Consider the following 25330-nt stretch of genomic DNA (forward strand, 5'->3'; position numbering starts at 1 on the left):
GGTTCTTTTACCTATCCTGTCTGGTTGCTGAACACAAACAAACGAACCATGGATAGCGATGTCCCAATATCGGTGATCATCTTGTAGAGCATCAAACGCTGACCACTGCCCGCAAAAAGCGAGCAGCAAGCAACGCTTGATATCGACCCAAACAACGGTCTTTACACCTTTAAAAACATGTCATTAGTTGTAAGAAACTAAAAAAGTCATTAGGAGAATTTCACATGCCTCAGCGTAGCGTCGTCGAGGCGCCTAATCCTTTTCGTGAAGGATTACGCATTAAAGAGAGCCTTGAACCCTGTGTTATGGTCATCTTCGGTGCAACAGGCGACCTGACACACCGAAAATTGCTTCCCGCCCTCTATAATCTGGCGCTAGAGCATCCATTGCCAGCAGGATTCTCAGTCGTTGCTTTTGCACGACGGCCTTATACAGACGAATCATTCCGCCAGCAGGCCCTCGACTCTATTAATCAATATTCTCGCCAAAAACCGGTTAGTCCTCAAGTGTGGGATAGTTTTGCTTCCGGAATTCATTACTTGCAGTCAAATTTCCACGATCCCGAGGGCTATACAAAACTTAATCAACTATTGAACAAGCTCGATCAGGAACGTGGAACAAGCGGAAATCGTCTCTTCTACCTGTCGACGCCGCCCAGCCAGTATCCGGAGATCATTCAAAACCTGGGCGCGGCTGGCTTGAACCGCAACCGTAAGGGTTGGACACGTATCATCGTCGAAAAGCCATTTGGTCATGATCTGGCCACGGCCCGTGAGCTGAACCGCCAGATTGGTAAAGTCTTTAAAGAAGAACAGATCTATCGCATCGACCACTATCTGGGCAAAGAGACCGTTCAGAATATTCTGGTTTTCCGCCTGGCCAATGGCATCTTCGAGCCAGTCTGGAACAGACGTTATGTTGACCATGTTCAAATTACGGTGGCTGAAAATCTCGGTCTGGAAGGACGCGCGGGTTATTATGAAGAATCAGGCGCCATCCGTGATATGATCCAGAACCACATGCTGCAGTTACTCACACTGGTAGCAATGGAGCCTCCGATTGCCTTCGACGGCAATTCTGTGCGCGACGAAAAAGTGAAAGTATTGCATGCCCTGCAACCATTGGTGGGACGCGAGGTACAGAATAATACGATTCGCGCTCAGTATGGCTCAGGCTGGGTTGGCGGAAAACAGGTGCCCGGCTATCTGCAAGAAGGAGGCGTATCTCCTACATCTACGACCGAAACCTATGTTGCGATAAAAACGTTTATTGACAACTGGCGTTGGGCCGGGGTACCATTTTACTTACGCACAGGCAAACATTTGCCGAAACGTGTGAGTGAAATCGCTATCCAGTTCAAGCAGCCGCCACTCATGCTGTTCAAGGATCATGACACGCAAGGACAGGTAGAACCGAATATCCTTACACTACGCATCCAACCAGATGAGGGCATTTCGCTCAAGTTCGGCGCCAAGGTACCGGGCACGGATATGCAGATTCGATCGGTAAATATGGACTTTTTCTATGGCTCGTCCTTCGTACGTGAACAGCCAGAAGCATACGAGCGTCTCTTACTCGACGCAATGCATGGCGACTCAACGCTCTTCACACGCCGTGACGAAGTAGAAGCCGCCTGGTCGTTCGTGCAGAACATTCTGGATGAATGGCAGAACGCTCCACGCGATACGGTCCATACGTATGAATCTGGCTCGTGGGGCCCACAGGCCGCCGATGAGTTCATCTGGCGCGATAATCGCCGCTGGCGCCGTCCATAAGAGTGATTGTAAGAGCAAGCACAGAACAGAGATAGTACAACGTTGTCCTTTAGAACGATGAGGTTCAATGATGAAGGGTGTAGGAATGGCAATGGATAACTCCGCAACCCCCAGAATACATCTGCCCTGGGCAGGTAAAAAGGTCAACCAGGAACAAGTCGAAGGCGAATTGTCGACTCTCTGGCACCTGGCGGCCGACAACATGCGAATCAGTCAAAATATGAATGTACGCACCAGTGTGCTGAACTTTGTAATCTGTGCGCAGGATATAGAGTCAGCACGCAAGGCTAGCGCCATTTTACGTGATTTATCCAGTACACATATCGCTCGAGTTACCCTTTTAATCCTTGATACACGCAGTGATGCTCCATCAGAAGTTTCAACCTGGATCACACTGCGTTCCTTCCCCATCATTTCAGATATTATGCGCCATCACTTTGAACAGATAACCATCTCAGTAGGTGGCTCGGCTATTCGTTTTGTAGATAATATTGTGCAATCTACATTAAAGCCTGATCTCCCGGTCTATTTATGGTGGTTAAATGATTTACCTGAAGACCATGAAATTTTTCATCGCTTGATCAATATCAGTAACCGGGTTATTATTGATTCAAGCCACTTTTTACAGCCTGAAGAACAGATTCAGGATGCTTCTGCTATTCTACAAAAGTCGCCACATTGTGCTCTAAGTGATCTCACCTGGGGACGTGTTACGGCCTGGCGTGAACTGATCGCTCAGTTCTTTGATATCACAGAATACCGCCCCTATGTGATGGGTGTAGATTCTATTTTGATCGAACATACCGTCGCCACTTCTACCCAGGCACTTGATCACCATTCGAACCCGAAAAATCCTATCCGGGCATTGTTGCTGGCTGCCTGGTTGAAAAACCGCCTGGGCTGGCAGCTATCGGACGATCCGTCAGATAATGACATCGATCATGAGACAGGAACCTATTCCTGGCATATGTCAACGCGCGATATGACGAAGGTCGTTACGCAACCACTCAGCGTCAGCGCAGGTGGGAGACGCATGAGCGCGCCACTGGGGGGTATCCGCATCTCGATTCAACCACGCGCACTCGGGAAGTCTGCTCCTGGTACTCTTTGCCTGGTACATATGACCAGTACCGTCCATGGGAAACAGGCCACCTTTACGATCCAGCGTGGCGATGATGATGATCATGTGCTCACGTCTGTCGAATTGCCGGGAAGCGTGCGCCCCCCTCGAACCGTGAATATAGCGGCGACCCATAAAGAAAGTGATCTGCTACATAATGAATTAGAGATCATGGGGCGCGATCGTCTCTATGAGATGACGTTACACGAGGTGTTCGCCTTATTGGCGTAACGACAGTTTTGTACAACTTTTCTATTGGAGCATTGTATGGACGTTACCATTTTTTCCGATGTAGAACAACTTAGCCGTGCCGCGGCCGACTATATTGTGCGCGTTGCCCGGGAAGCCATTGCAGCCCGTGGCCTCTTTACACTGGCCTTATCGGGTGGCTCTACTCCTAAAAAGTTATATAGTTTGCTGGCAACCGAATCATATCGTAGCCAGATCGATTGGTCTAAAGTAGAGATTTTCTGGAGTGATGAGCGCTGCGTGCCCCCGGACGATCCTGAGAGCAATTATCGCATGGCCAACGAGGTGATGCTGAGTAAGCTGCCAATTCCAGCCGAGCATATTCATAGCATGCCCGCCGACCAGGCTGATCGCGATGCCGCGTCTGTGGCCTATACGCAAGAGATGAAGCGGACATTTGGCACAGATGATGTTCCACAGTTTGATCTGATCCAGCTGGGTATGGGACCCGAAGGGCATACCGCTTCGCTCTTCCCACATCAACCGTCATTACGCGAGCAACAACGGCTGGTGATGCCGGTATCGGTACCCAAGCCGCCACCCGACCGCCTGACCTTTACGCCTCGCCTGATCAATGCTGCCAGCCATATCCTTTTCCTTGCCACAGGAGCAGAGAAAGATGAGGCCGTAGGGGCCGTCCTAGAGGGACCATATCAGTCCGATGAGTATCCAGCGCAGATTGTACACCCTACCCATGGTGAGGTTACCTGGATGCTGGATACGGCCGCGGCGGGAAAATTGCGCAAACAGAAATAGGAGATTGTTTCCATGGTAGAAATCGTACCTTCTATTCTGTCGGCCGATTTTACACGTCTTGGCGAGCAGGTGCGGGATGTGGAGGCGGCTGGCGCGCGCCGCATCCAGATTGACGTGATGGATGGGCATTTCGTGCCCAATATCACTATGGGTCCCATGGTTGTCGAGGCCGTGCGCAGCTGCACGAGCGCCGTCCTTGAAGCCCATCTGATGATTACCAATCCACAGGAATATATCGAGACATTTGCAAAGGCAGGCGCGGACGTCATCATTGTGCACCAGGAGGTGTCTCCCCATCTGCATCGAACCTTGAAGCAGATTAAAGCGACTGGCAAACAGGCTGGCGTGGCGATCAATCCGTCCACCCCTGTTTTTATGTTGCAGGATATGCTGCCATTTTGCGATCTGATCCTGGTGATGACGATTAATCCGGGCTTTGGAGGACAAGAGTTTATTCCTGAGACACTGTCGAAGATAGAGACGTTGCATCGAATGTTGCAGCAGCGCAATCTGAAGTGCGATATTGAAGTCGATGGTGGCATCAATGCCGAAACGATCCCTCAAGTTGTGCGTGCGGGCGCTAATTTATTGGTAGCGGGCTCTGCCGTATATAACGATAAAGAGAGCGTGGCACAGGCGATGGATAAATTGCGGCGCGCGATTCCCAACGAGGCATAAACAATACATTATCATCAAATAGGTTCGGAGCTTGCCTCCGATTTGCCGCCCAAATGACGGGGCAAATCGGAGGCAAGCTCCGAACCTATGGGGAGATGTTATGCACGACGATATCACCGATGTACCCGGTATTCGCGTTGGACACGATACAAATCTAGAGGCTGGCACTGGCTGTAGCGTTATTTTATGTGACACGCCTGCGGTAGGTGGAGTAGATGTGCGTGGCGGTGCTCCCGCTACCCGGGAGACCGACCTCCTGCATCCATTATGTATGATTGATGAGGTCAATGCGGTTCTGCTGACCGGCGGCAGTGCTTTTGGGCTGGATGCTGCCAGTGGCGTTGTACACTATCTGGATGAGCATGGTATCGGCTACGATAGCGGGATTGCGCGCGTACCAATTGTGCCTGGCGCAGCAATCTTTGATCTATCATGCGGCTCCGCCACCATTCGGCCCGATTATGCCGCTGGCTATCACGCCTGTGAGCAGGCCAGCAGCGGTCCCATTGAGCTGGGAAACGTAGGCGGGGGCACAGGAGCAACCGTAGGCAAACTGCTAGGACCAGAGTTTGCCATGAAAGGTGGGCTTGGCTCCGCCAGTATGGAGCTACTGGGAGGTATCGTGGTCGGCGCCATCGTCCTGGTCAATGCGCTGGGAGATATTGTTGATCCTGAGACCCAGCAGGTAGTGGCTGGCACACGTAATATAGCCGGAAAAAGCTCGGGAGCGAGCAATCCGTTTGGCAATACCACCATTGCAGTGATTGCCACCAATGCCACGCTGACCAAAGCTCAGGTCACCAAAGTGGCTCAGATGGCACATGACGGCATAGCGCACGTCATCAGACCTGCACATACGATGTTTGACGGGGATACCGTATTTGCGCTGGCAACAGGGAGCAATGCACCAGAAATACAGCAAAATACAGCAACCGCAGCACTGCAGGTGAGTACGTTAGGAGCGGCGGCAGCGAACACACTCGCACGAGCAATTGTGAAAGCAGTGCGCAGCGCGAGCGATTTGCATGGCGTCCCAGCAGCCAGTTCTTTATTATAAAATGATGAAAGGTGTTGTTATTGGTACGATTATGCGAACTCCAATCCTGTCTGTCATGGTTGTAGCATTACAAATAACACAATGCCTCCGCCGATCAGCATCAGCAATACACATCCCATAATGACCAGAGCAAACATATAGCTACGCGAGGTGGCCAGAATATCTGGTACAACACTCGCATTGCGGCGTTCAGGTCGTATCGGGAGCTCTCGTTTCGCGGTAAGGGTCTTTAAACCACCGGTAGCCAGGTCCCAGGAGTGGGTTGCAAAATCCAATGCATGCTCATGATCCGCTTGACGAGAGCTTGCCGAAGCCGACATAGAGGGAGAGTTTGAGGACATAGCAGGGGAAGACGCCAAAGAGTTTTCGGGCATCGAGTAGGTGGGAGAGATCATTTGTGGCCGGCGAGGCACTGTTCTTCTGGATCGCGCATCAGGACTGGGCAACGTCACAGCTTTTCTCCGCTAAGGCACTTACATACCAACCGCATCAACAAGGGACAGCTTACAACGTACGCACTACAGCATTTTTGTCCGTCTACTCTTAATTGTAGCGATATAGCCGATTTTCGCAAGGGAACTATGACTATTGGGGGAATCTTTATAAGAACTGGTTAGCCGACAGGAGGCGCATCAGCACGCTTGAATAGCTCAAGGACTGCTGCGAGAATACGCCCGGTCGCGCCCCATATACGATAGTCATCGTAATCATAGAAATACACGGTCCGTGTTTGCCCATTGCGCGTCCATTGCTCAGTATGAGCAATGGCAGGATCTATCAGCCGTTCCAGAGAGACGCAGAGCAGCTCGTCTACTTCACTTTCCTGTAATACCAGCGATCCTAATCCTTGCGGTAGATAGGCTACCACTGGTGTAATCAGATAGTTGCTGACCACGGTAAACACCGGCGGTAACACGCCCAGTGCCTCGACACGAGCTGGTTCCAGGCCGATCTCTTCATGTGCTTCGCGCAACGCGGTCATCACAATTGAAGAATCGGTGGAATCAACCTTTCCGCCCGGGAAAGCAATTTCGCCGCTATGGGCACGCAACGTGCTGGCACGACGAATCAAGGCCAGTTGCAACCGGCCATCTTTCACAAAGAATGGAAGGAGCACTGCGGCCTGGCGCGCATGTTGCTGATGACCCTCGACCATATCTATAAGCGATCCTGCTTGCTCAACAGGCGTCAGGCGTGTACGCAAAATGCCCATAATCGCTGCAGTATTCGTAAAATCCAACACATCCATACTGCTATTGTAGCACATTTGAAGGGGGCTTGCGCTACTGTGATACAATCTGAGACAGAAAAAAACTATCGGAGAGATTTGGCAAAAGGTTGGGCATTGTCTTGCAATCGGTGAGAGCATTTGGTATAATAGAGAGTATCGAGTGGGGGTATGCTTACATTCAGGCGTCATTATCATATGTATGGTGGCGTACTGCCTGCGAGTATCGTTTCGTATCACCGTTCTGTAAAGCAAACAATGGGTTATAAAGGTATTCTTAGTGTAATGACAGGAATATCGGAAACCGAAACGATGACCGCCTGAGCACCTCCTCCGATTTAGCCCAAGTCCGATGGTACACTCCCCAAGGGTCCCAACGTGCAGTGCAATCCATCTTGTTGTTCTTACTGTTACAAGGACAATAGAGTTGGTAATAGTCGGTTCGGCATGACTGGCAACAGAGAACAGCACAGAATCAAAAAGGGTTGGCATGGGTGTAATATCGTAGACAGGCAAAAACCGTGGATCGAAGGGGGTTAACTACCCATGCATGCGCAAAAGCACGGCGACCTTTCGACAATGCCAGCGGCAAATCAAAACAGCGGGCGGGTACAGACGATGATCGAAGGAAATGACCTACAAGGGCAAAACAACAGCAACCCCGAAGAGATGGAAGAATTTAACCAGAACGAAATGGCAGCGTTGCTGGCGGAATCGGCGAATCCTATCAGCATTAAGCGAGGTGATGTAGTCGAGGGCGTTATCGTGCGTATCGACCAGGACGAAATCCTGGTGGATATTGGCCTTAAATCAGAAGGCGTCCTCTCAACAAAAGAGTTGCCATCCAGTGGCTATGGCTCTTTTAGCGAATTGCACCTCAATGACAAAGTTCTGGTCTATGTTATCCAGCCAGAAACTTCAGAGGGTCATGCTGTCCTCTCACTGAAGAGGGCCAACACCGAGCGCCAGTGGCGTATCGCAGAAGAACAGTACAAAAACAACGAACTCCTCAAAGCGAAAGTCATTGATTATAACAAAGGTGGCTTGATTGTTGACGTGGCGGGAATTCGTGGCTTTGTACCGATATCTCAAATTTTGAATCTCAAGCGCGAGGAAGTTGCAGCCGGCGGTGAAAACCAGGAGACTGCAGCCAAACTCCAGGGCATGAAGGACAAAGAGCTTCAGTTAAAAATTATCGAGATCAATCGAGCGCGCAACCGCTTGATCCTCTCCGAGCGTCTGGCTGTCCAGGAATGGCGTCAGCGCCGTCGCGAGGAATTGCTCGATGAGTTGAAGCCCGGCGAAGTGCGTAAGGGTGTGGTGAGCAACCTTGCTAACTTTGGTGCTTTCGTCGACCTTGGTGGCGCAGACGGACTGGTTCATATCAGCCAGCTAGCCTGGAGCCGTGTTAACCATCCTAGCGAAGTGTTGCATGTTGGTCAGGAAGTCGAAGTACAGGTTTTGAGTGTTGATAAAGAGAAAAAGAAAATCGCACTCTCGATCAAACGTGCTGAGGTTGATCCCTGGACAACTGTCGAGCAGCGCTACACACCAGGACAGGTCGTCACTGGTACTGTGACCAAGATCGCCCCCTTCGGAGCGTTTGCACGCATCGAAGATGGCATCGAGGGCCTGATCCATCAGTCCGAGTTGACACCTGGTACAGATCCCAAGTCGGTTCTGCACGAGGGTGCACAATTGCAGTTGCGCATCCTGCGCATTGATGCCGAGCGCCGTCGCCTTGGTCTCAGCTTACGTCAGGCTGACGAAGTTGATGCCAAAGAGGCTGCGACTGAGGTCCCTGAACAGGAAGAAGCCCAGGCTGAAAGTGCTATTGTTGAACAGAATGCCGCTCCAGCTGTCGAAACACCAGCTGCGCCCGGCACTCCTTCTCTGGAGTCACTGCCAACACTTTCTGAACAGGTTCCATCCAAGCGCGAGCGCCGCGAGCGCCAGGAGCGTTCTGGCGATAGCGGCCAGAACGTACATGGTGAGGGTGAGTTAACCGCGATGGCCGAGGCCTTCCGCGCAGCTGCTCGCCAGCGTTCAGCTAAAGATGAGAATGAAACAGCTGAGTAGTCAGTAGCGCTGTAGCGCTGTTACGTAGTCGTCACTTGTAAGAAGAACCTCCCTGTAGTCTTTCATTGAAAGATTGCACAGGGAGGTTCTCACTTATTAGTAAGAAATCAGTGTATAATAGGTGTTGTTGCTATTAAGAATACATATAGTATTCTTGACGTTGTAAAAAGAGTTGTAGTATGATGAAATGCGCAGTTAATGAAGCGATCAAGAGTTCCCTTCTACATTTTTGAGCAAAAAGCAAATCGTGAACATACTGATGATATCCACGCATTTTTGTTGTAGAATAAAGGATAATCAAATCGCATGTTTACCAGTAGCAGTGACGATGGAGGGACAACGATCATGACTGATGCACTCCGCTCAGTCGCTCGTTTGTCAGGGCATCAAAGAAGATACAGAGGCACCTAGATAGACAAGGTTCCTTGGCTGTTGGAGCAAATCGTACCTGAACAGATGATCTCGCGACCTCTCCACTGTGTGCATCTATGCGAATGCAGTGCAGAGGTCGATTGTTTCTCAGTAAGAAGGTTGAGCGTTTATTGACAGACGGGAGGCTACAGTTGTTATCCTTGACGCTGTATGATGGGTGTTGTATGATGAATCACATAGTTTACCTGAGCGACACAGAGGGCTCGGTTCCACCCTCTGCCAATGAAAGGGGGGTGACAAACAGGTGAACGATAGAGACAGATTTGATAAGTTCACAGAACGGGCCAGAAAAGTTCTGAGCCTGGCACAGGAGGAAGCCCAGCGCTTCCAACATAACTATATTGGTACAGAACACCTGCTCCTCGGCCTTGTGCGTGAGGGTGAAGGCGTTGCTGCAAAAGTACTCGCAAATCTCGGCGTTGAGCTTAATAAGGTTCGTAGCGCCGTCGAATTTATTATTGGTCGTGGCGACCGTATTGTTCTGGGCGAAATTGGCCTGACGCCACGTGCCAAAAAGGTAATCGAGCTAGCAGTTGATGAAGCTCGCCGCCTGAATCATCATTATATTGGGACAGAACACCTCTTGCTGGGTTTGGTCCGTGAGGGTGAAGGTATCGCAGCAGGCGTACTTGAAAGTCTGGGCGTCAACCTGGAAAAAGTGCGTACGCAAACCATTCAAGTGCTCAGCCAGTCTGGCACTCCACATGAGCGCGACGCCAAACATTCGAAGACCCCCACTATTGACCAGATGGGCATTGATCTGACGGCAGCTGCTCGCGCAGGTACACTCGACCCCGTCATTGGACGTCATCAAGAAATTGAGCGCGTCATCCAGATTCTTTCCCGACGCAATAAGAATAATCCGGCTCTCATCGGCGAACCCGGTGTCGGTAAAACAGCTATCGTTGAAGGTCTGGCGCAACGCCTGATCTCTGGCGAGGTGCCAGAAACACTGGCCGGCAAACGTCTACTCACACTGGACGTTGGCTCTCTGGTGGCTGGTACAAAGTACCGTGGTGAGTTTGAAGAGCGTCTGAAGAAAATTATAGAAGAGATTCGCAATAGCCGCGATTGTATCATCTTTATCGATGAAGTTCATACCCTGGTGGGTGCGGGCGCCGCTGAAGGGGCTGTGGATGCAGCCAATATCCTGAAGCCTGCCCTCGCTCGTGGTGAATTGCAATGTATCGGTGCAACAACCCTCGATGAATATCGCAAGTATATCGAGCGCGATGCTGCACTCCAACGCCGATTCCAGGAAGTGATTGTACGCGAGCCATCCGTCGAGGAGACCGTTGAGATCCTCAAAGGTATCCGCGAACGCTATGAGCAGCACCACCGTCTGATTATCACAGACGAGGCGCTCAAGGCCGCAACCGATATGGCCAGCCGCTATATCACCGATCGCTTCATGCCGGATAAAGCTATCGACTTGATCGATGAAGCCGCTAGCCGCGTACGGATGCAGAACTCACTGGCTCCTCTGAACCTGAAAGAGGCCATGAAGGGTCTGGAGTCTGTCCTGCGTGAGAAAGAGGCAGCTATCCAGCAACAAGAATACGAACTGGCAGCGGAACTGCGGGACCGCGAAGTAAAGTTGCGAGATCGTATTGCCAAACTTGAGTCTGGCTGGCACAAAGAACGTGGAAATGAGAAACCAACGGTTGGCGAAGAGGAGATTGCTCAGATCGTCTCTATGTGGACCGGCATCCCTGTGATGCGTATCGCTCAGGAAGAGTCACAGCGGCTCTTACAAATGGAAGATGCACTCCACGCTCGCGTGATCGGTCAGAATGAAGCAATAGAAAAGATTGCACGCGCTGTACGCCGCGCTCGTGCAGGCCTGAAGGATCCGAAACGTCCTATTGGTTCGTTCATCTTTATGGGCCCCACAGGTGTTGGTAAAACAGAGCTGGCCAAGACGCTGGCCGAATTTATGTTCGGTAGCGAAGAGTCTCTGATCAAAATCGACATGTCAGAGTTTATGGAGCGTCACGCGGCCGCGCGTCTCGTGGGTGCCCCTCCCGGATATGTCGGTTATGAAGAGGGCGGTCAGCTGACCGAGGCGGTTCGCCGCAAATCCTATAGCGTGATCCTGCTGGACGAAATTGAAAAGGCTCACCCTGACGTCTTCAATATGCTACTCCAGATTCTGGAAGATGGTAAGCTGACAGACGCCAAGGGCCGCACGGTGGATTTCCGCAACACCATTATCATCATGACATCAAACGTCGGTGCCGCCCTCTTGAATAAGGAGGCCTCGATCGGCTTTAGGCAGTCGAAAGACAAGCAGAAAGCCAACCAGGCAGACTATGATGCGATGAAGGGTAAGGTGCTCGGCGAATTGAAGAATACCTTCAAGCCTGAGTTCCTGAACCGTATCGATGAGGTTATTGTCTTCCATTCTCTGCGTATGGAGGAGATGTACTCTATCGTCGACCTGTTGCTGAACCGTGTACGTGCACAGCTCACCGAACAGCAGATCGAACTGGTGGTTCCACAGAACGCCAAGGATTTCTTGATCGACAAAGGCTTCGACGCGCAGTATGGTGCCCGTCCTTTACGCCGCACTATCCAGCGTATGGTTGAAGATCCGTTGGCGGAAGGCTTGCTACAAGGCAAGTTCCATCCTGGCGATCTGGTAGAGGCAAGCATTGTCGATGACGATCTTGCTCTGGAGGTACGCAACCGCATTGAGCAGTTGCCACCACCGGCATCGGCTACCCCGGAAGCGGCCCTCTCGGCTGGCGGCGAAGGTAGTACGAATACAGAAAGCTGATCAGAATTGAGGGGACGTGACAAACATCGCGTCCCCTTTTCTTTGCTCTTCTCTCTTACCTTTAGTACTAAACTTTCCAGTTACAACCTGACCACGCACAAACTAGCGGCTCCTATATCCTGGATTATTTTCTGGATTATCCTAGATTGCAGATCTTTACATGGCAAAAATTCGCACAAAATACGTCTGCCAGCAATGTGGCGGGGAACATAGTAAATGGATGGGGAAATGTCCCGACTGTGGGGCCTGGAACACATTGGAGGAAGTGGTAGATATTCCGCAAAGTCCCGCCCAACAACGGCGGCAGAGCTTGCTGGCTGCATCCCCTGCTTCCAGTAACTATCATCCTCATACTCCTATTGTTCTTCCTCACATTAAGCCATTGGTGCAAGAACGCATCTCAGTAGGCTATCCTGAAATGGACCGCGTGCTGGGCGGCGGACTGGTTGCGGGCTCGTTGATCCTGGTTGGTGGCGAGCCAGGTATTGGTAAATCTACCCTGCTCTTACAAATATCGGGCGAGATTGCGAAACATGTTGGTCCGGTACTCTATGTTTCGGGTGAGGAATCCATTGAGCAGATTAAGATGCGCGCTGAGCGCCTGGACATCGTCGGTGAGCAGCTCTATCTGCTGGCCGCCATTGAACTCGACCTGATTGTTGAGTCGGTCAATCGGGTGAAACCGGCCATGGTTATTGTGGATTCGATTCAGACGGTGCTGGCCAGTCACTTGACGGCGGCCCCGGGCAGTATCAGCCAGGTGCGCGAGTGTACGCTGCAGTTGATGCAGCTGGCCAAAACTTCTCAGATACCGATCCTGGTGATTGGACACGTTACCAAAGAAGGAACGGTGGCTGGACCCAAGGTGCTGGAGCATATTGTTGATGCTGTGCTATATCTGGAGGGTGAGCGCTATCACTCCTACCGGTTGTTGCGCAGTGTCAAAAATCGTTTTGGCGCGACCCATGAAATCGGCGTCTTTGAAATGCATGGCGAAGGTCTGGTAGAGGTCTCTAACCCATCGGCTGTCTTCCTCTCGGATCGAGCGACCAGTGCGAGTGGATCGGCGGTAGTGGTCAGTATGGAAGGAACTCGTCCTTTGCTGGTCGAGGTTCAGGCCCTGGTTACGCCCAGTAACTTTGGGAATCCACGCAGTACCACCAACGGTATCGACCATAATCGCCTGTTGATGTTGATGGCGGTTTTAACAAAACGCGTCGGCCTGGCGGTGGGTGGCCACGATGTCTACGCCAATGTGGTTGGCGGTTTCAACATTGAGGAGCCATCAATTGACCTGGGGGTCGCCGCTGCAATCGCTTCCAGCTATCGTGAGAAGCTGATTCCGGCCGATATGGCCTTGATTGGTGAGGTAGGACTCTCTGGAGAACTGCGAGCCGTCAGCCGCCTGTCATTGCGCGTTCATGAGGCTGCCAAACTGGGCTTTAAACGTTGCTTGATCCCTTCCGCGGGTCAGGGCAATAAATTGCGCAATGAAATAGCTGAGACACATCCCTCAGAGGATTTCAAAGTAATTACAGCCAGTACGTTAGCTGTGGCATTGGAGATTGCACTTCATTAAAAACAGCAAAGGAGGCAGCATTTCTGGCAATGTGTATCGGTAATAAAAGCACCATACGCAATACCGCAGAGAAGTCTCTTGCTTCTAACATGAAAACAGTGTATACTGCATATTCAGCGTACCCTACCTACGTAGCGTGTATTGTTGTTTAGTTTGCATCAATAGATGGCAAATGCTCTTTCTTTGATGTTCTATGATAAAAGTACAGAGAAATTGTTGCTACTTGAGGCAGAATGTTGCCACAATAGCAACAAAATTGTTCGTCGATTCGTATATTTTTTAAAGGTTGTTTGCTCAAACAGGCACGTGTTTTTTTGGACAGCAGGCTAAGCAATACATTTCATCTGGAATTATTATTCATCATTTTCTTCTTAATACCAGACCTGCCAATCGGACAAAGAAGCAGCGTTGACCTCTTGAGCTTAGAAAAGGCACGTCTAAGTGTCTCGCTTTGGAGGATGCAGGGATGTCAGTTAATACCGTTACCCGCATCATAGGAGCGCTGGTCGCCATAGGCGCAGCGATCAGTATCTCGTTGTATAGAGCAACGACGTTGGCTCCTCTACCCCTTCCTGTACCATGGGTGATTGCTATTATCGCGACCGTCAGCGCTATCGCCGCTTTTATTATCACGCCGTATATCACGGTTATCCCATTTCAGTGGATTAGCAATAAGATCCGCGCAGCTTCGGCCAGTGACCTGGTTGCCGCCGCAATCGGATTGGCCATCGGTCTTATCCTTGCTGTTTTATTGGCAATCCCTTTACAGTACTTGCCTTTCGGACTGGGGCAGATTACGCCGTTTCTAGGCGCGGTCATCTTTGGCTATATCGGGCTGACAACCGCAGTCCTGCGCAAGAGCGATATCGCCCATCTCTTCCAATCGACCGTGGCGCGGCGCCGCGAGCGTGATCGCGACCGCGATGAGGATCGCGAGCGTAGTGAGCGTAGTGAACGTGGCAAGAAGCGTGAGCCAGAGAAAGAGCCGATTGTGGTATCAACCATACCATCATTGCAGATTTTGCTGGATACCAGCACGATTATTGATGGTCGCATCGCCGATATCAGCCAGACAGGCTTTATCATCGGTACGCTGGTTGTGCCCCGTTTCGTACTCAACGAGCTGCAGCGCATTGCTGACTCGGCCGATACGATGCGGCGCAATCGTGGTCGTCGTGGGCTGGAGATCTTGAACCGCCTGCAAAAAGATGCAACAGTCCCGATAGAGATCGTTGACACCGATGTTGAGGGGATCGCGGATGTAGATGGTAAGCTGGTGAAAGTCGCTCGCGATCAGCATTGTCCGATCATCACCAATGATTTCAATCTCAATCGCGTCGCCGAACTGCAGGGCGTTAAGGTGCTCAACATCAACGAGCTGGCCAATGCCATCAAACCGGTCCTCTTGCCAGGAGAGGATATTCATATTAAAATCATGCAGGACGGTAAAGAACTGGGACAGGGAGTTGGCTACCTGGACGATGGAACCATGATCGTGGTAGAAAATGGACGTCAGTTCATGAATATGATGATTGAGGTTACGGTAACGCGTGTGCTACAAACGGTGGCGGGTCGCATGATTTTTGCCCATCCCAAACAAGCCAATGCCAGTAGCGCCGCCATAGCGCCGCAATCGTCCTTAAAGCAAAGGCAAGCTTAATTAGCATAACGCATTTTCACGAGAGCACCCTTTGCGGTGCTCTCTATTTTTTATGGAGAGGGAGAACAGGTAGCTACCTACCTCCACACATACCATGCAAGAGAAATCAGCTGTTATTATCGTGGCTGCAGGAGCCAGTCGGCGCATGGGCAGGGATAAGCTTTGGATTCCGCTGGCCGGTCGCGTGACGCTTGCGCGCACCATTGATGCGTTCCAGAGCTCGTCGGCTATCGATAGGATTGTGCTGGTGGTTAGTGCGGAACGCCTCGCGGCGACACAAGAACTTTGTAAGCAGGAGGCATGGAGTAAGATCTGTGCCGTTATACCCGGCGGTGCCCGCAGGCAAGATTCAGTCTGCCAGGGACTGGATACGCTGGCAACGTTGCAGCCAGCCTGCCGCTGGGTGATGATCCACGATGGCGCGCGACCGTTTGTGACGGCTAGCATCATTGAGGCCGGACTGGTCTCGGCTCAGGAACACCAGGCTGCTATCGCTGCCGTACCGGTAAAGGATACTATTAAACAGGTGCGCGACGGCAAAATCCTGGATACGCCAGACCGCGCTCTGCTCTGGACCATCCAGACACCCCAGGTGTTTTCTTTTCCCTTGATTCACCAGGCTCATCATTCGCCGCTGGCTAACGATGATGCCACCGATGATGCGCTGCTTCTGGAGAGGCTGGGCCATCACGTGGCTATTTTCCCTGGCTCTTACACCAATATCAAAATCACTACTCAGGAAGATTTGCTCTTCGCTGAGGCATGTATTAAAGGACAAGAAGAATGACTACACGCATTGGTTCTGGTTATGATGTCCATGCATTCACAGAGGGACGCCCGCTGGTGCTGGGTGGCGTCACTATTCCCCACGATTATGGCCTGGCAGGTCACTCTGACGCCGATGCGGTCATTCACGCCATCGTAGATGCACTGCTAGGTGCAGCCGCTCTGGGTGACATTGGGCAACACTTTCCATCCAAAGATCTACGCTGGAAAGACCAGCCCAGCACGGTCTTTCTCACCTACACCCTTGATCTGCTGCGCCAGCACAACTGGACCATTGGGAACGTGGATGCCACGATTGTCGCCGAACAACCCAGGCTCTCCCCCCACGTCCAGGCCATGCGCGAACATCTGGCGGAACATCTACAGCTATCCCTCAACCAGGTTAGCATCAAATCCAAAACTACCGACGGCCTCGGCTTTGCCGGTCGCCGTGAGGGCATTGCCTGTTACGCGGTCGCATTGCTCGAGCAAGCATAACCAACACAACCCGTAGGGCGCCCTACGGGTTATGTTTATTTTGCATAGATGGCCGTGTATGATTACATGGCCTCAAAATCTTTGTAGATTTCATCCGTTTTGGCCGCCATGATAAAATCATTGCGATGCAGGCCATGAATTTTATGGGTCCACCAGGCCACACCAACGGAGCCCCATTCGGTCAAGATAGCCGGATGATGTCCCTCGTCCTCAGCCAGGCGACCAACTTTCTGCGTAAAGGAGAGCGCAGACACGAAGTCCTTGAACTTGTAAACACGCTCCAGGCGCTTGACGTTGTCGTGCTCCATGATGATCCAATCTGGCACCTGTTTCTGGTAGTTCGCTGCTTCCTCTGCAGTCACTTGAGGCGCTCCAGCACGACACACTTCACATTTCAGTTGGGTCAATTCTTCCATAGCCCACCTACCTTTGATGTGAACACTGATATAAAACTAAATGGGTTTATACCAGAACAGCTATTTCTGCTCACAAATCTGTTGTTAGAGGCAAGATACCGGTGAAGGCTGAGATGCACTACTAGTTTTCTTTACCGGGAGCTACTTTTGCCTCTGTGCTCGCCGCCGCGCCAGACCTGGTCTCGCTGGCAGTCTCTTTCTTCTCAGCAGGAGTCATCAACATCTGAACCGCCTGGGCCGGATTGGTAGGTACCTTGTTCAGGGTTTGATGTAATTTTGAGATATCATCGGCTGGCACGTGAGACATGAACTTATCTTTGGCATTCTTGACCTCGCCAGTCGTTTTTCCTGCGCTACGCGCCAGTGATTGTAGTGTTTTTGGACCAAAGATGGCCAGTGCAATGCCAGCAACTATCAGAATTTCAAAGATATGCATCATCGTACTCCTTCACCAATGGCATCTATGCCAGCTATTTGTTACTCCAACACTGCTATTTTACCACAGGATGGGAGATCATCGTGCTCCCTTGTAACCAGAAGCGCAGAAATATTCTTTTTTTTGCCGTGCCCATCCCCAAAAAAGATACAGGGCACTGTTCTTTAAGAAAGAGAGTAAACTGCAGGATAGCACGAGCGGCTTGCGGTCCGCCAGATCAGGCCAACCGCTATAAACTGGCTGCCATGACAATCCCAAGGAATACCGCACTCAGGTACTTTCCCCACCTACAAGCTGAGTGTGCTGATCACGTCCCCCCAGAACGATGATCAGCCTCCCTTCCTTTTTAGTTCTAGGAAATAAATATTTTAGTTTTAGGAAAAAAATACCTGTCAGTGGTCAAATTCTTCATCAGTCTACTATTATGGCTTGAAGAATAGTAAAACATGTACCAATTTAGGCTACCAATCATCAGGCATTGTCAACTCATAAGCCATGACATGGTATGATGAAAGTAAAGAACTATCAGCCAAAAAGATAAAGAAGAGAGTTTTGACGGAATGCAACAATTAGTAAAATCACAAAAAACCGGCGGTAATACACAGATTCAAACCATTATGATTACGGCCATCACGCTATTCGCCCTGTCTGGCGCGATTCTGGGTTTCGCGGTAGGTGCCTTCACCCACCCACATTCCGCCCAGCCAGTCACCAATACTTCAGGGAATAACAAAAAGCCTACCCAGGTGGTGGTCTCTAAAACCCCCACAGCAACCCCAACTGCAGCAACAGCACAAGCATTACCACTAGGTTGCCCGGGTATAGGAACAGGCTATAATTTGGATGGCTCAATCACCATCACCCTTATTGCCAAACACAAAGTGGCCGGTCAATGTGACCTCAACGCAGAAAAAAATATCACGAGTGATGGCATAACCTGCCGTATAATATTAACAAAAGCCAAAGATGGCTTACCGGTAATTGATGATACTGATAGAGCACTGTTTAAAGATACCGCCAACTATAGCGGAACCTTCCCACATGAAATCACTCCCGGTCTGGTTATTAGTAATGGAGCACCACTAACCCAACCCTGTGTTCAAGGGCAAGCCGCGTGGACGCTGACATTATCACCAACGTTAGAGAAGGGAAATTACTATATCGTTGGTCTGACCGGAAATGGCACCTACTTTAACTACAGCTGGTCAACACAATTGCAGAAAAAATAAACTTCTATTTACCACATAAGCATTCCGTAAGCGACCAAAAGAAGAGCTAACCAGTATAAGGTTAGCTCTTCTTTTTTGTTTGGACGGTGTTTACTCCAACTCAAACCTGTGCGCCAATGCGTTCGACAATACCCATGACGAGATTGGCAAATTTGGTGCGGACCGCGTCGGCGGTAGAGAGCACTTCGGCGTGATTGACCTCTGCTGCCTCGCTGCCGGTGGCGCTATTGGTGATCAGGCTGATACCAAGTACGCGCATGCCGACCTGGCGAGCAACAACGACTTCGGGCGCAGTGGACATCCCGACGGCGTCGGTACCGATGGTGCGCAGAAAGGCGAGTTCGGCCGGCGTCTCATAGCTGGGTCCCGCAACCATGGTATAAACCCCTTCGTGAAGTGTGATCTCTGGATAGCGGTCAGCCACCTCATGCGCCAGCGCACGTAGCTCAGCATCATAAGCCTTGCCAACGGCTGGGAAGCGCTCGCCCAGGCGCTCATCGTGAGGTCCGACCAGCGGACTGCCTCCGGCCAGTCCTGGCATGTAAATATGGTCCCGCAGGAGCATAAAATGGCCGGGCAGATAAGCTGGATTGACTCCTCCGGCAGCGTTGCTGACAATCAGCGTCTCTGCACCCAGCAGGCGCATCACACGTACAGGCAGGGTAGTCAGGTGAACTGGATGCCCTTCGTAGAAGTGAAAGCGCCCCTGCATAGCTACTACAGGTACTCCAGACAGAGTGCCAATCAATAATCGACCAGCATGCCCAACTACCGTTGACTGCGCAAAATGCGGAATTTCGCTATATGGTATGGCCACTGCATCACGTATCTCATTGGCGAGGTCACCCAACCCTGAGCCCAGAATGATAGCCAGCGCAGGTTTGACCTCGGTATGTTGCTGAATCGCTTGCGTGGCTTCCACAACTTGATCGTAAAGCACGCGTTTTGTTGCCTCCTTGTATTTGATGGCTACAGGATAGCACACAAGGAGGCCAAAACCTATGCATCATTTCGGCTGAGCACTGACCAGCTGGCAATAGAATTGGGTGGTCGAAATATGCGCATGTCCCAATAATTCTTGGACAGAACCAAGGTCCATTCCGCTATCAAGCATATGCATAGCGAACGCATGGCGCAATTTATGGGGCGTCAAATCCTCAATACCAGCCCGGCGCGCATAACCTTTGATGATCAGCCAGAACCCCTGGCGTGTCAGGCGCTCGCCATGATGATTCACAAACAGAGCTTCTTCACTGGCATGGCGTATAAAACGTGGACGTCCGCGCAACAGATAGAGTTCAAGCACATCCATAGCCACCGATGTCAGTGGCAGGAAACGCACATTGCCGCGTACGCCAACACATTTAATCGCGGCATCCTGTGCGCAAAAGTGATCAACATTAAGTGAAACCAGTTCAGATGCGCGTATTCCTGTAGCATAGAGAAGATGGAGCATAGCCAGGTCACGCACCCCCATCGGGGTATCTCTATCCGCAAGCTGAAACAGCGTCTGCACCTGCTCAGCATTCATAATCTGGGGCAGCCCTCTTTCAACGGGCGGCAATAAGACCCCTAGTGATGGATCTCTGGTCACCAGCCCCTTTTGACACAGGTAACGAAAAAAAGACTTATATGCCGCCAGCTTGCGAGCGATCGTTGTCGGACGATAGACCTGGGCCTCACGTAACTGCTGGACATAATCAGCTATATGCTCACGGGTAACATGCAGCCAGCTCGTAATCCCTAAAGCTCGTATATAGCTGCACAACTGTCCCAAATCGTTGCGGTATGCCATAATAGTATTGCGGCTACCACCACTACGTTCCATCTCCCCATTGGCAATAGAGGTAACAAAATCATCAACAGCTTCTTGCAACATAACACACTTCCCACATCTATGCAATTTTAAATTAGCGAACCAACCGTTTCCGCACCGAGGCTGTTGCCAGTATAATCGATACATGTAATACATGCAAGTTATATAGTACATACAGCTATATGTTTGACAAGATACCGCGCAATAATACTGGCATGCAGTCAACTTCCCACGAGGTTCCGTCTTTTTTCTTAGCGAAGCGCCCCGTACCCTCTGACTTCAGTTATGGGGATATAAGGGGATTTCCTTTTAAGGCAGCTTGGAAGGCGGGGTAACATGAAATTTTGGCAATATATAGCTCCTTGCTGTATACATGGGGTGCTTCACAAAGTGCTATAATGGACTAACGTTCGTGCTTTATGCGCGTTCCCTTAATGGTTACTACCCAACAGGTACGGCTACGCTCTCATTATAAGGTCGGAAGATAACTTTATGGCGGAGAGTCGTATCCTATGATACTTGTCCATATGCATATGCGAGTCGATATCATCAAACTCGTTCGTGATAAGGAGAAAGAGTCGGAATGGCTAAACTGCAAGATATGTTTACGCAGGCACATCGGGCGCAAAGCGGTGGCGGCATGGGCTTCGTGGGCAAAAATCGGGCTGAGAGAAAGGCTCGCGCTGCGGCTCTCGTTGTTGAGCAAGACAAAATTGCCGCTGGCAGTGCCGAAGCTGCGTTGAAAGCTGGCGCTGATGGCATCCTGTTCAAATGGGATGGAAAAGATACAGACCAGTTCGATACGCTAAAGAAGGAAATCGAGGCTGCAAAGGCCCAGAAAGAAAGCACGGTCACAGGTCTGCATATTACAGAGGGACTGGACGGCCTGACTGCCGCGAGCCTGAGAGAGTTGAAGGATGTGGGCGTCCAATATATTATCCTGCCTTTTAATGCGCCCGCCCGTTTACTGGCCCTGGAAACAAAGGACCTGGAAAAGGTGATCGTGGTTCCGATGCGGGAAGACGAGAACTATCCGCTCTATATTCGCAACCTGACCGCCTTTGAACACATTGCTGCTGTACTCCTGGATTTTGGCTTGACAGAGAAGGTGGGCCAACTGACCATCGAAGAGATTCTTGGTTATCGGGCGGTTCGCGAAGCTGTGCGCTTCCCTGCTTTCATCTATGTCAATAGCACACTAAGCGAGGAAGATGCCTACACGATCAATACCCTGGGCATTCAAGCGGTGATTCTAGCCGCCAAAGATAATGGCGATGCCACGCGGCAGCAGATTAAGTCCTTGAGCGAACTGCTAGAAAAAGTCCATCAGGATGAGAGTGATAAAGATACCCCCTCGTTGCCATCGACGAGTCGCAAATAAAGCAGCATAGCATCTTTTTGTGGGCAGGCGCTGACGCGCCTGCCCGCGTTTTTATGTTGAGGTAGAGCACATATGGGTTATGAACTCTCGTTGCCAGCAATGTTGGGTACAGGGATGCGGGGTAGTGTTTGCCAGAAGAGTTGACGGCGAGGGATACGGCGCAGCAGGCCACGCGTCTGCTGCCAGACATGTTCAGGATTGGCGTTGTTACGCCAGAAATAGTAGCATGCGATATCGTCTGGTTCGGATCTGAGCAAACCTGAGAAAGCCGCCTCCAGCATTTCCTCCTCGGCTTCATCCAGGTTAAAATTCTGTAGCCAGAGCTGGCTCCGCTTGCCATGACGTTTGACAACATCTACCAGCTGCTGCCCCCATGTTTCAACCGTCGAAACATCTGCGCCCAGCAATTGCCAGAATAAATGGCAGCCAATTGTATCTAAGCTTGGAATGGTGGCCAGTTCTTCGGTCAGGCTGAGATCCTGGGGCAATAATACGATACTTGTTTTGGCCTGACGATCCGCGCGTTTGACACAGGAGAAAAGCTCATTCAAGAAATCGATCATGGAACGGCGGCGAAAATGTTGTAGATCTGTGATGTCGGGGCAGAGGGCGCGGCAGACCGAGCAGAAGCAGGTAATATCGGGCACACGCAACTCATCAATGACAATGCCGTTGAGTGGATAGGTGTTCAAGTAGTAGTCTACTTCGCTAAACAGCCACGAGCGAAATGACTCATGGTTAAAACAGGTCATATCATGCACACGGCCATGGCGATCTTTGACAAGGGACTGGGGGTGCCGGAATGTATACCAGCTCGGCATAAACGTCGGGCCCGCAAAAAGGTTGCCAAATCGTCCCAGGCTCAGATAGACTTTCAGCCCTGCATCCTGCGCGATCCGCAAGCCACGTTCAAAGTCACGCGGCCAGCGTTGTTCTTCTTGCTCATGAATAGCGTATACAATGCTATTCGCGCCAGAAGCACGAATATGCTCTAAATCACGCTTTACAGCTTCGGGGTGAAAAAATGGGTGAAAATATGCAACAGTTATATCCATCTTACCTACTAACAGTTGTCGCAAAAGAAAAATACAGGAGCGAGCAACGTAATATTTACGTATGCACACGCTACAGTATATCATGATGTCTAAAAATATTCTAAAAGCAGGTAGTTTTAGGCTAGGCATAGCAGACAATTTTGCCCCTGGGGAAGCGGCGAGCGAGAGAGAGTTGACAAGTGCTGCTTTTCTGGGCACAATGCACACAGAAATCCGTATGGCGTGAGCATCCTGCAATATAAGGGGCAGCCATATGCAAAAAGAGATGGAGTGCGAACACCTGAGATGACAAGAGATGATCACGCCAGTTCCGAGGCGATCAATAAGGTTCGCTTTGTGCGTTCTTATGCGAAAATCAATTTGACCCTGGATGTATTGGGCAAGCGGCCAGATGGGTATCATGAGCTGGCAACAATCATGCAAACAATCGATCTCTATGACACGCTGTGTTTTTCGATCCTTGATGAGGATCGGGTCAGCATGGTCTGCAACCGTCCCGAGTTGAGCAATGAGCATAATCTGGTTGTGCGGGCCGCGCAGGCTATTCGTCAGAAGCTGGGCCTCATCCGAGGGTTGGCCATCGAGCTCAATAAGCGTATCCCGGTGGCGGCCGGTCTGGGTGGAGGCAGTAGCAATGCGGCCGCTACGTTGCTGGCGCTGCAACACTGGTGGCAACTGCCGCTCTCAATGCATGATCTGTGGGAAATAGCATCATCCCTTGGTTCGGATATACCTTTCTTCCTGACCGGCGGTCTGGCCCTCTGCGAAGGGCGCGGCGAACAGATAACACCGTTAGCCGCCCATTGGCCCGCTCCGATGCGCTGGCTCGTATTGTTAAAGCCAGCCATCAGCGTGTCAACGGCCACAGTTTTTCGCCAGTTGACAGCCAGCGATTATAGCAATGGCTCATGGAGTCGAGCGGCCGAGACCGCATTGCAAACCCGCAGCGCCCTGCACCCTGATGATCTCTATAATAGCCTGGAACGTGGCGTCCTCGAACAGTATCCCGAGGTGGCGCAGGCTCACACCGATATGTTGCAAGCGGGGGCTTCTTTTGTGCGGCTTTCGGGTAGCGGCCCAACGCTCTTCTCAACCTTTGCAACGCTTCCAGCAGCGACCAGGGTACAGCAACACCTCCAAGCCCGAGGCTACGAAGTATACCTGACCCGGCCCATCGCCGCCAACAATAGCGAGATTTCATTTTTCTAAGAATGTGTCTGAAGCCTATCACTATGGGAAATAAAGCGCCCTCGTACGGGCGGGCGCATGCGCGCCGAGTCATTTTTATGTGTTGATGCAGCTTTCGCGTTTAGCGCTAAAGCTGCATCAACACATAAAAGCTCTTTTGAGCACCGCAGGCGCGTAGCGTCAGGGGCCGAAGACGCGAAAAGTATGTGTTCAGACATACTCTAACACAGGCACCAAAAACGAGAACGAGCAAGCTTGCCGATCAGTAAGCTTGCTCGACTTCCTTTTAGAGCTTTGCTATAATTTGCATTGATTGAACAGGAATAGCTGTGAAGCGCATAGAAAACAGAGGGGGCCGCGATGAACCTATGGGACTCAGTTCACCGAAGTCTTGAGAAAGCTTCCAATAGTGCAGGACGCATTGCAAAAATCCAACGTACGCGTTTACAGATCGAGAAACTTGGACGCCAGATTACGGCACAGGAACAAGATATACTCAAAAAAGTAATGGAGTTATATACGGCAGGGCTGCTAACACAACCAGAGCTGCTAACGCCGTGCCAGGATCTCTTCAATTCCCATCAACAATTATCTCAAGCACAGCACGAACTTCAGGCACTGCAGAGTCAGGGGCCGCCAGTCGCACCAACGGGGACACCAGGAACAACGCATACATCTCAGCCAGGCGAAGGCGATGCGGCCCGATATACTCCGCCACCTCCCTATTCACCAGCTATTGGCGAAACAACACCACCGGTCATCCCACCGCCACCTCCTGGTATGGGACCTTTGACAATCCATTCGCAGGAGACTATGATAGTGGAAGGAGAGGCGGCACAGGTAGTTCCCAATACAGACAAGATAGATCCGGCAGCAGCCCAGATAAGACCCGAAATGGCGCCCGCTCAGGCCCAACAGTTACAGTGTCCAGGCTGTGGTACAGCCATCCAGGCCGACGATCTCTATTGCCCAACCTGCGGCAGAGCACTCCATCCACACGTGGCAGAGCAGCTTCCAACGGCACGAGTCACCTCATCCTCACCAGCGTATCCGGGACTCCATCCGGATCAGATAGAGGATAAGGCAACTGTGCGTAGTGAGGACCCACCACCTGCTACCGATACGGGATTCTCTGAGAAAGATAGAGGATAATA

22 protein-coding genes are annotated in these 25330 nt (G+C 51.1%); 15 read left to right on the forward strand and 7 right to left on the reverse strand.

What is annotated here, in order from left to right:
* The first annotated feature begins 224 nt into the window (after positions 1-224).
* From zwf to JMI88_RS05305, 5 genes are all read left to right on the forward strand, one after another.
* A complete protein-coding gene (zwf, locus tag JMI88_RS05285) occupies positions 225-1775 on the forward strand; it encodes a glucose-6-phosphate dehydrogenase (protein ID WP_201360710.1) in 1551 nt (516 codons plus the stop codon).
* A gap of 85 nt (positions 1776-1860) precedes the next feature.
* Positions 1861-3126: a glucose-6-phosphate dehydrogenase assembly protein OpcA gene (locus JMI88_RS05290; RefSeq protein WP_201360711.1), complete on the forward strand. Its 1266-nt coding sequence runs from the start codon at positions 1861-1863 to the stop codon at positions 3124-3126.
* A 36-nt stretch (positions 3127-3162) separates the two neighbouring features.
* The gene (gene pgl, locus JMI88_RS05295; RefSeq protein WP_201360712.1) at positions 3163-3900 is read left to right on the forward strand and encodes a 6-phosphogluconolactonase; all 738 of its coding nucleotides are present in this window, start codon (positions 3163-3165) and stop codon (positions 3898-3900) included.
* A gap of 12 nt (positions 3901-3912) precedes the next feature.
* Positions 3913-4578 (forward strand): ribulose-phosphate 3-epimerase, encoded by a 666-nt coding sequence (gene rpe, locus JMI88_RS05300; protein ID WP_201360713.1) that lies wholly within the window; start codon positions 3913-3915, stop codon positions 4576-4578.
* A 100-nt stretch (positions 4579-4678) separates the two neighbouring features.
* Positions 4679-5635, forward strand: a complete 957-nt coding sequence (locus JMI88_RS05305) for a P1 family peptidase (RefSeq protein WP_201360714.1) — start codon at positions 4679-4681, stop codon at positions 5633-5635.
* 53 nt (positions 5636-5688) lie between these two features.
* Here the strand turns inward: JMI88_RS05305 and JMI88_RS05310 are convergent, their stop codons facing one another.
* Both JMI88_RS05310 and JMI88_RS05315 read right to left on the reverse strand, forming a co-directional pair.
* Positions 5689-6087, reverse strand: coding sequence for a hypothetical protein (locus tag JMI88_RS05310; RefSeq protein WP_201360715.1), 399 nt, complete (start codon positions 6085-6087; stop codon positions 5689-5691).
* Between the two features lie 161 nt (positions 6088-6248).
* Positions 6249-6884 carry a CoA pyrophosphatase gene (locus JMI88_RS05315; protein ID WP_201360716.1) on the reverse strand — a complete coding sequence of 212 codons (636 nt, stop codon included), beginning with the start codon at positions 6882-6884 and terminating at the stop codon, positions 6249-6251.
* A gap of 525 nt (positions 6885-7409) precedes the next feature.
* Here JMI88_RS05315 and JMI88_RS05320 point away from each other — a divergent pair.
* The 6 genes from JMI88_RS05320 (at position 7410) to ispF (ending at position 16655) form a co-directional block, all read left to right on the forward strand.
* Positions 7410-8942, forward strand: coding sequence for a 30S ribosomal protein S1 (locus JMI88_RS05320; RefSeq protein ID WP_201360717.1), 1533 nt, complete (start codon positions 7410-7412; stop codon positions 8940-8942).
* Positions 8943-9618: 676 nt separating this feature from the next.
* Positions 9619-12153 (forward strand): ATP-dependent Clp protease ATP-binding subunit, encoded by a 2535-nt coding sequence (locus tag JMI88_RS05325; protein WP_201360718.1) that lies wholly within the window; start codon positions 9619-9621, stop codon positions 12151-12153.
* A gap of 160 nt (positions 12154-12313) precedes the next feature.
* Complete coding sequence (gene radA / locus JMI88_RS05330) at positions 12314-13732, forward strand: DNA repair protein RadA (protein WP_201360719.1); 1419 nt, start codon at positions 12314-12316, stop codon at positions 13730-13732.
* Between the two features lie 466 nt (positions 13733-14198).
* Positions 14199-15392, forward strand: coding sequence for a PIN/TRAM domain-containing protein (locus JMI88_RS05335; protein ID WP_201360720.1), 1194 nt, complete (start codon positions 14199-14201; stop codon positions 15390-15392).
* 94 nt (positions 15393-15486) lie between these two features.
* Complete coding sequence (gene ispD, locus JMI88_RS05340; protein ID WP_268905966.1) at positions 15487-16179, forward strand: 2-C-methyl-D-erythritol 4-phosphate cytidylyltransferase; 693 nt, start codon at positions 15487-15489, stop codon at positions 16177-16179.
* Entirely contained in the window at positions 16176-16655 is a 480-nt protein-coding gene (gene ispF, locus JMI88_RS05345) for a 2-C-methyl-D-erythritol 2,4-cyclodiphosphate synthase (protein ID WP_201360722.1), read from the forward strand. Before ispD ends, ispF begins: the two co-directional genes overlap by 4 nt.
* Positions 16656-16717: 62 nt before the next feature.
* Here ispF and JMI88_RS05350 read toward each other — a convergent pair whose 3' ends face one another.
* Positions 16718-17071, reverse strand: coding sequence for a 4a-hydroxytetrahydrobiopterin dehydratase (locus tag JMI88_RS05350; RefSeq protein WP_201360723.1), 354 nt, complete (start codon positions 17069-17071; stop codon positions 16718-16720).
* A 121-nt stretch (positions 17072-17192) separates the two neighbouring features.
* Positions 17193-17510 (reverse strand): Sec-independent protein translocase subunit TatA/TatB, encoded by a 318-nt coding sequence (locus JMI88_RS05355; protein WP_201360724.1) that lies wholly within the window; start codon positions 17508-17510, stop codon positions 17193-17195.
* Between the two features lie 557 nt (positions 17511-18067).
* Here JMI88_RS05355 and JMI88_RS05360 point away from each other — a divergent pair.
* The gene (locus JMI88_RS05360) at positions 18068-18736 is read left to right on the forward strand and encodes a hypothetical protein (RefSeq protein ID WP_201360725.1); all 669 of its coding nucleotides are present in this window, start codon (positions 18068-18070) and stop codon (positions 18734-18736) included.
* A 100-nt stretch (positions 18737-18836) separates the two neighbouring features.
* Here JMI88_RS05360 and JMI88_RS05365 read toward each other — a convergent pair whose 3' ends face one another.
* Positions 18837-19676, reverse strand: a complete 840-nt coding sequence (locus JMI88_RS05365; protein WP_201360726.1) for a purine-nucleoside phosphorylase — start codon at positions 19674-19676, stop codon at positions 18837-18839.
* A gap of 66 nt (positions 19677-19742) precedes the next feature.
* The gene (locus tag JMI88_RS05370; protein WP_201360727.1) at positions 19743-20615 is read right to left on the reverse strand and encodes a tyrosine-type recombinase/integrase; all 873 of its coding nucleotides are present in this window, start codon (positions 20613-20615) and stop codon (positions 19743-19745) included.
* Between the two features lie 520 nt (positions 20616-21135).
* On the opposite strand from JMI88_RS05370, the gene JMI88_RS05375 reads away from it, so the two are divergent.
* Positions 21136-21933, forward strand: coding sequence for a hypothetical protein (locus tag JMI88_RS05375; protein WP_201360728.1), 798 nt, complete (start codon positions 21136-21138; stop codon positions 21931-21933).
* Positions 21934-22010: 77 nt separating this feature from the next.
* On the opposite strand, the gene JMI88_RS05380 is transcribed toward JMI88_RS05375, so the two are convergent.
* On the reverse strand, positions 22011-22988 hold the full coding sequence (locus JMI88_RS05380) for a hypothetical protein (RefSeq protein WP_201360729.1): 978 nt from the start codon (positions 22986-22988) through the stop codon (positions 22011-22013).
* A gap of 285 nt (positions 22989-23273) precedes the next feature.
* Here JMI88_RS05380 and ispE point away from each other — a divergent pair, with 285 nt between their 5' ends.
* Positions 23274-24197, forward strand: a complete 924-nt coding sequence (gene ispE, locus JMI88_RS05385) for a 4-(cytidine 5'-diphospho)-2-C-methyl-D-erythritol kinase (protein ID WP_201360730.1) — start codon at positions 23274-23276, stop codon at positions 24195-24197.
* 339 nt (positions 24198-24536) lie between these two features.
* The gene (locus JMI88_RS05390; RefSeq protein ID WP_201360731.1) at positions 24537-25328 is read left to right on the forward strand and encodes a zinc ribbon domain-containing protein; all 792 of its coding nucleotides are present in this window, start codon (positions 24537-24539) and stop codon (positions 25326-25328) included.
* The last annotated feature ends 2 nt before the right edge of the window (positions 25329-25330 follow it).

This window comes from Dictyobacter formicarum, assembly GCF_016587435.1.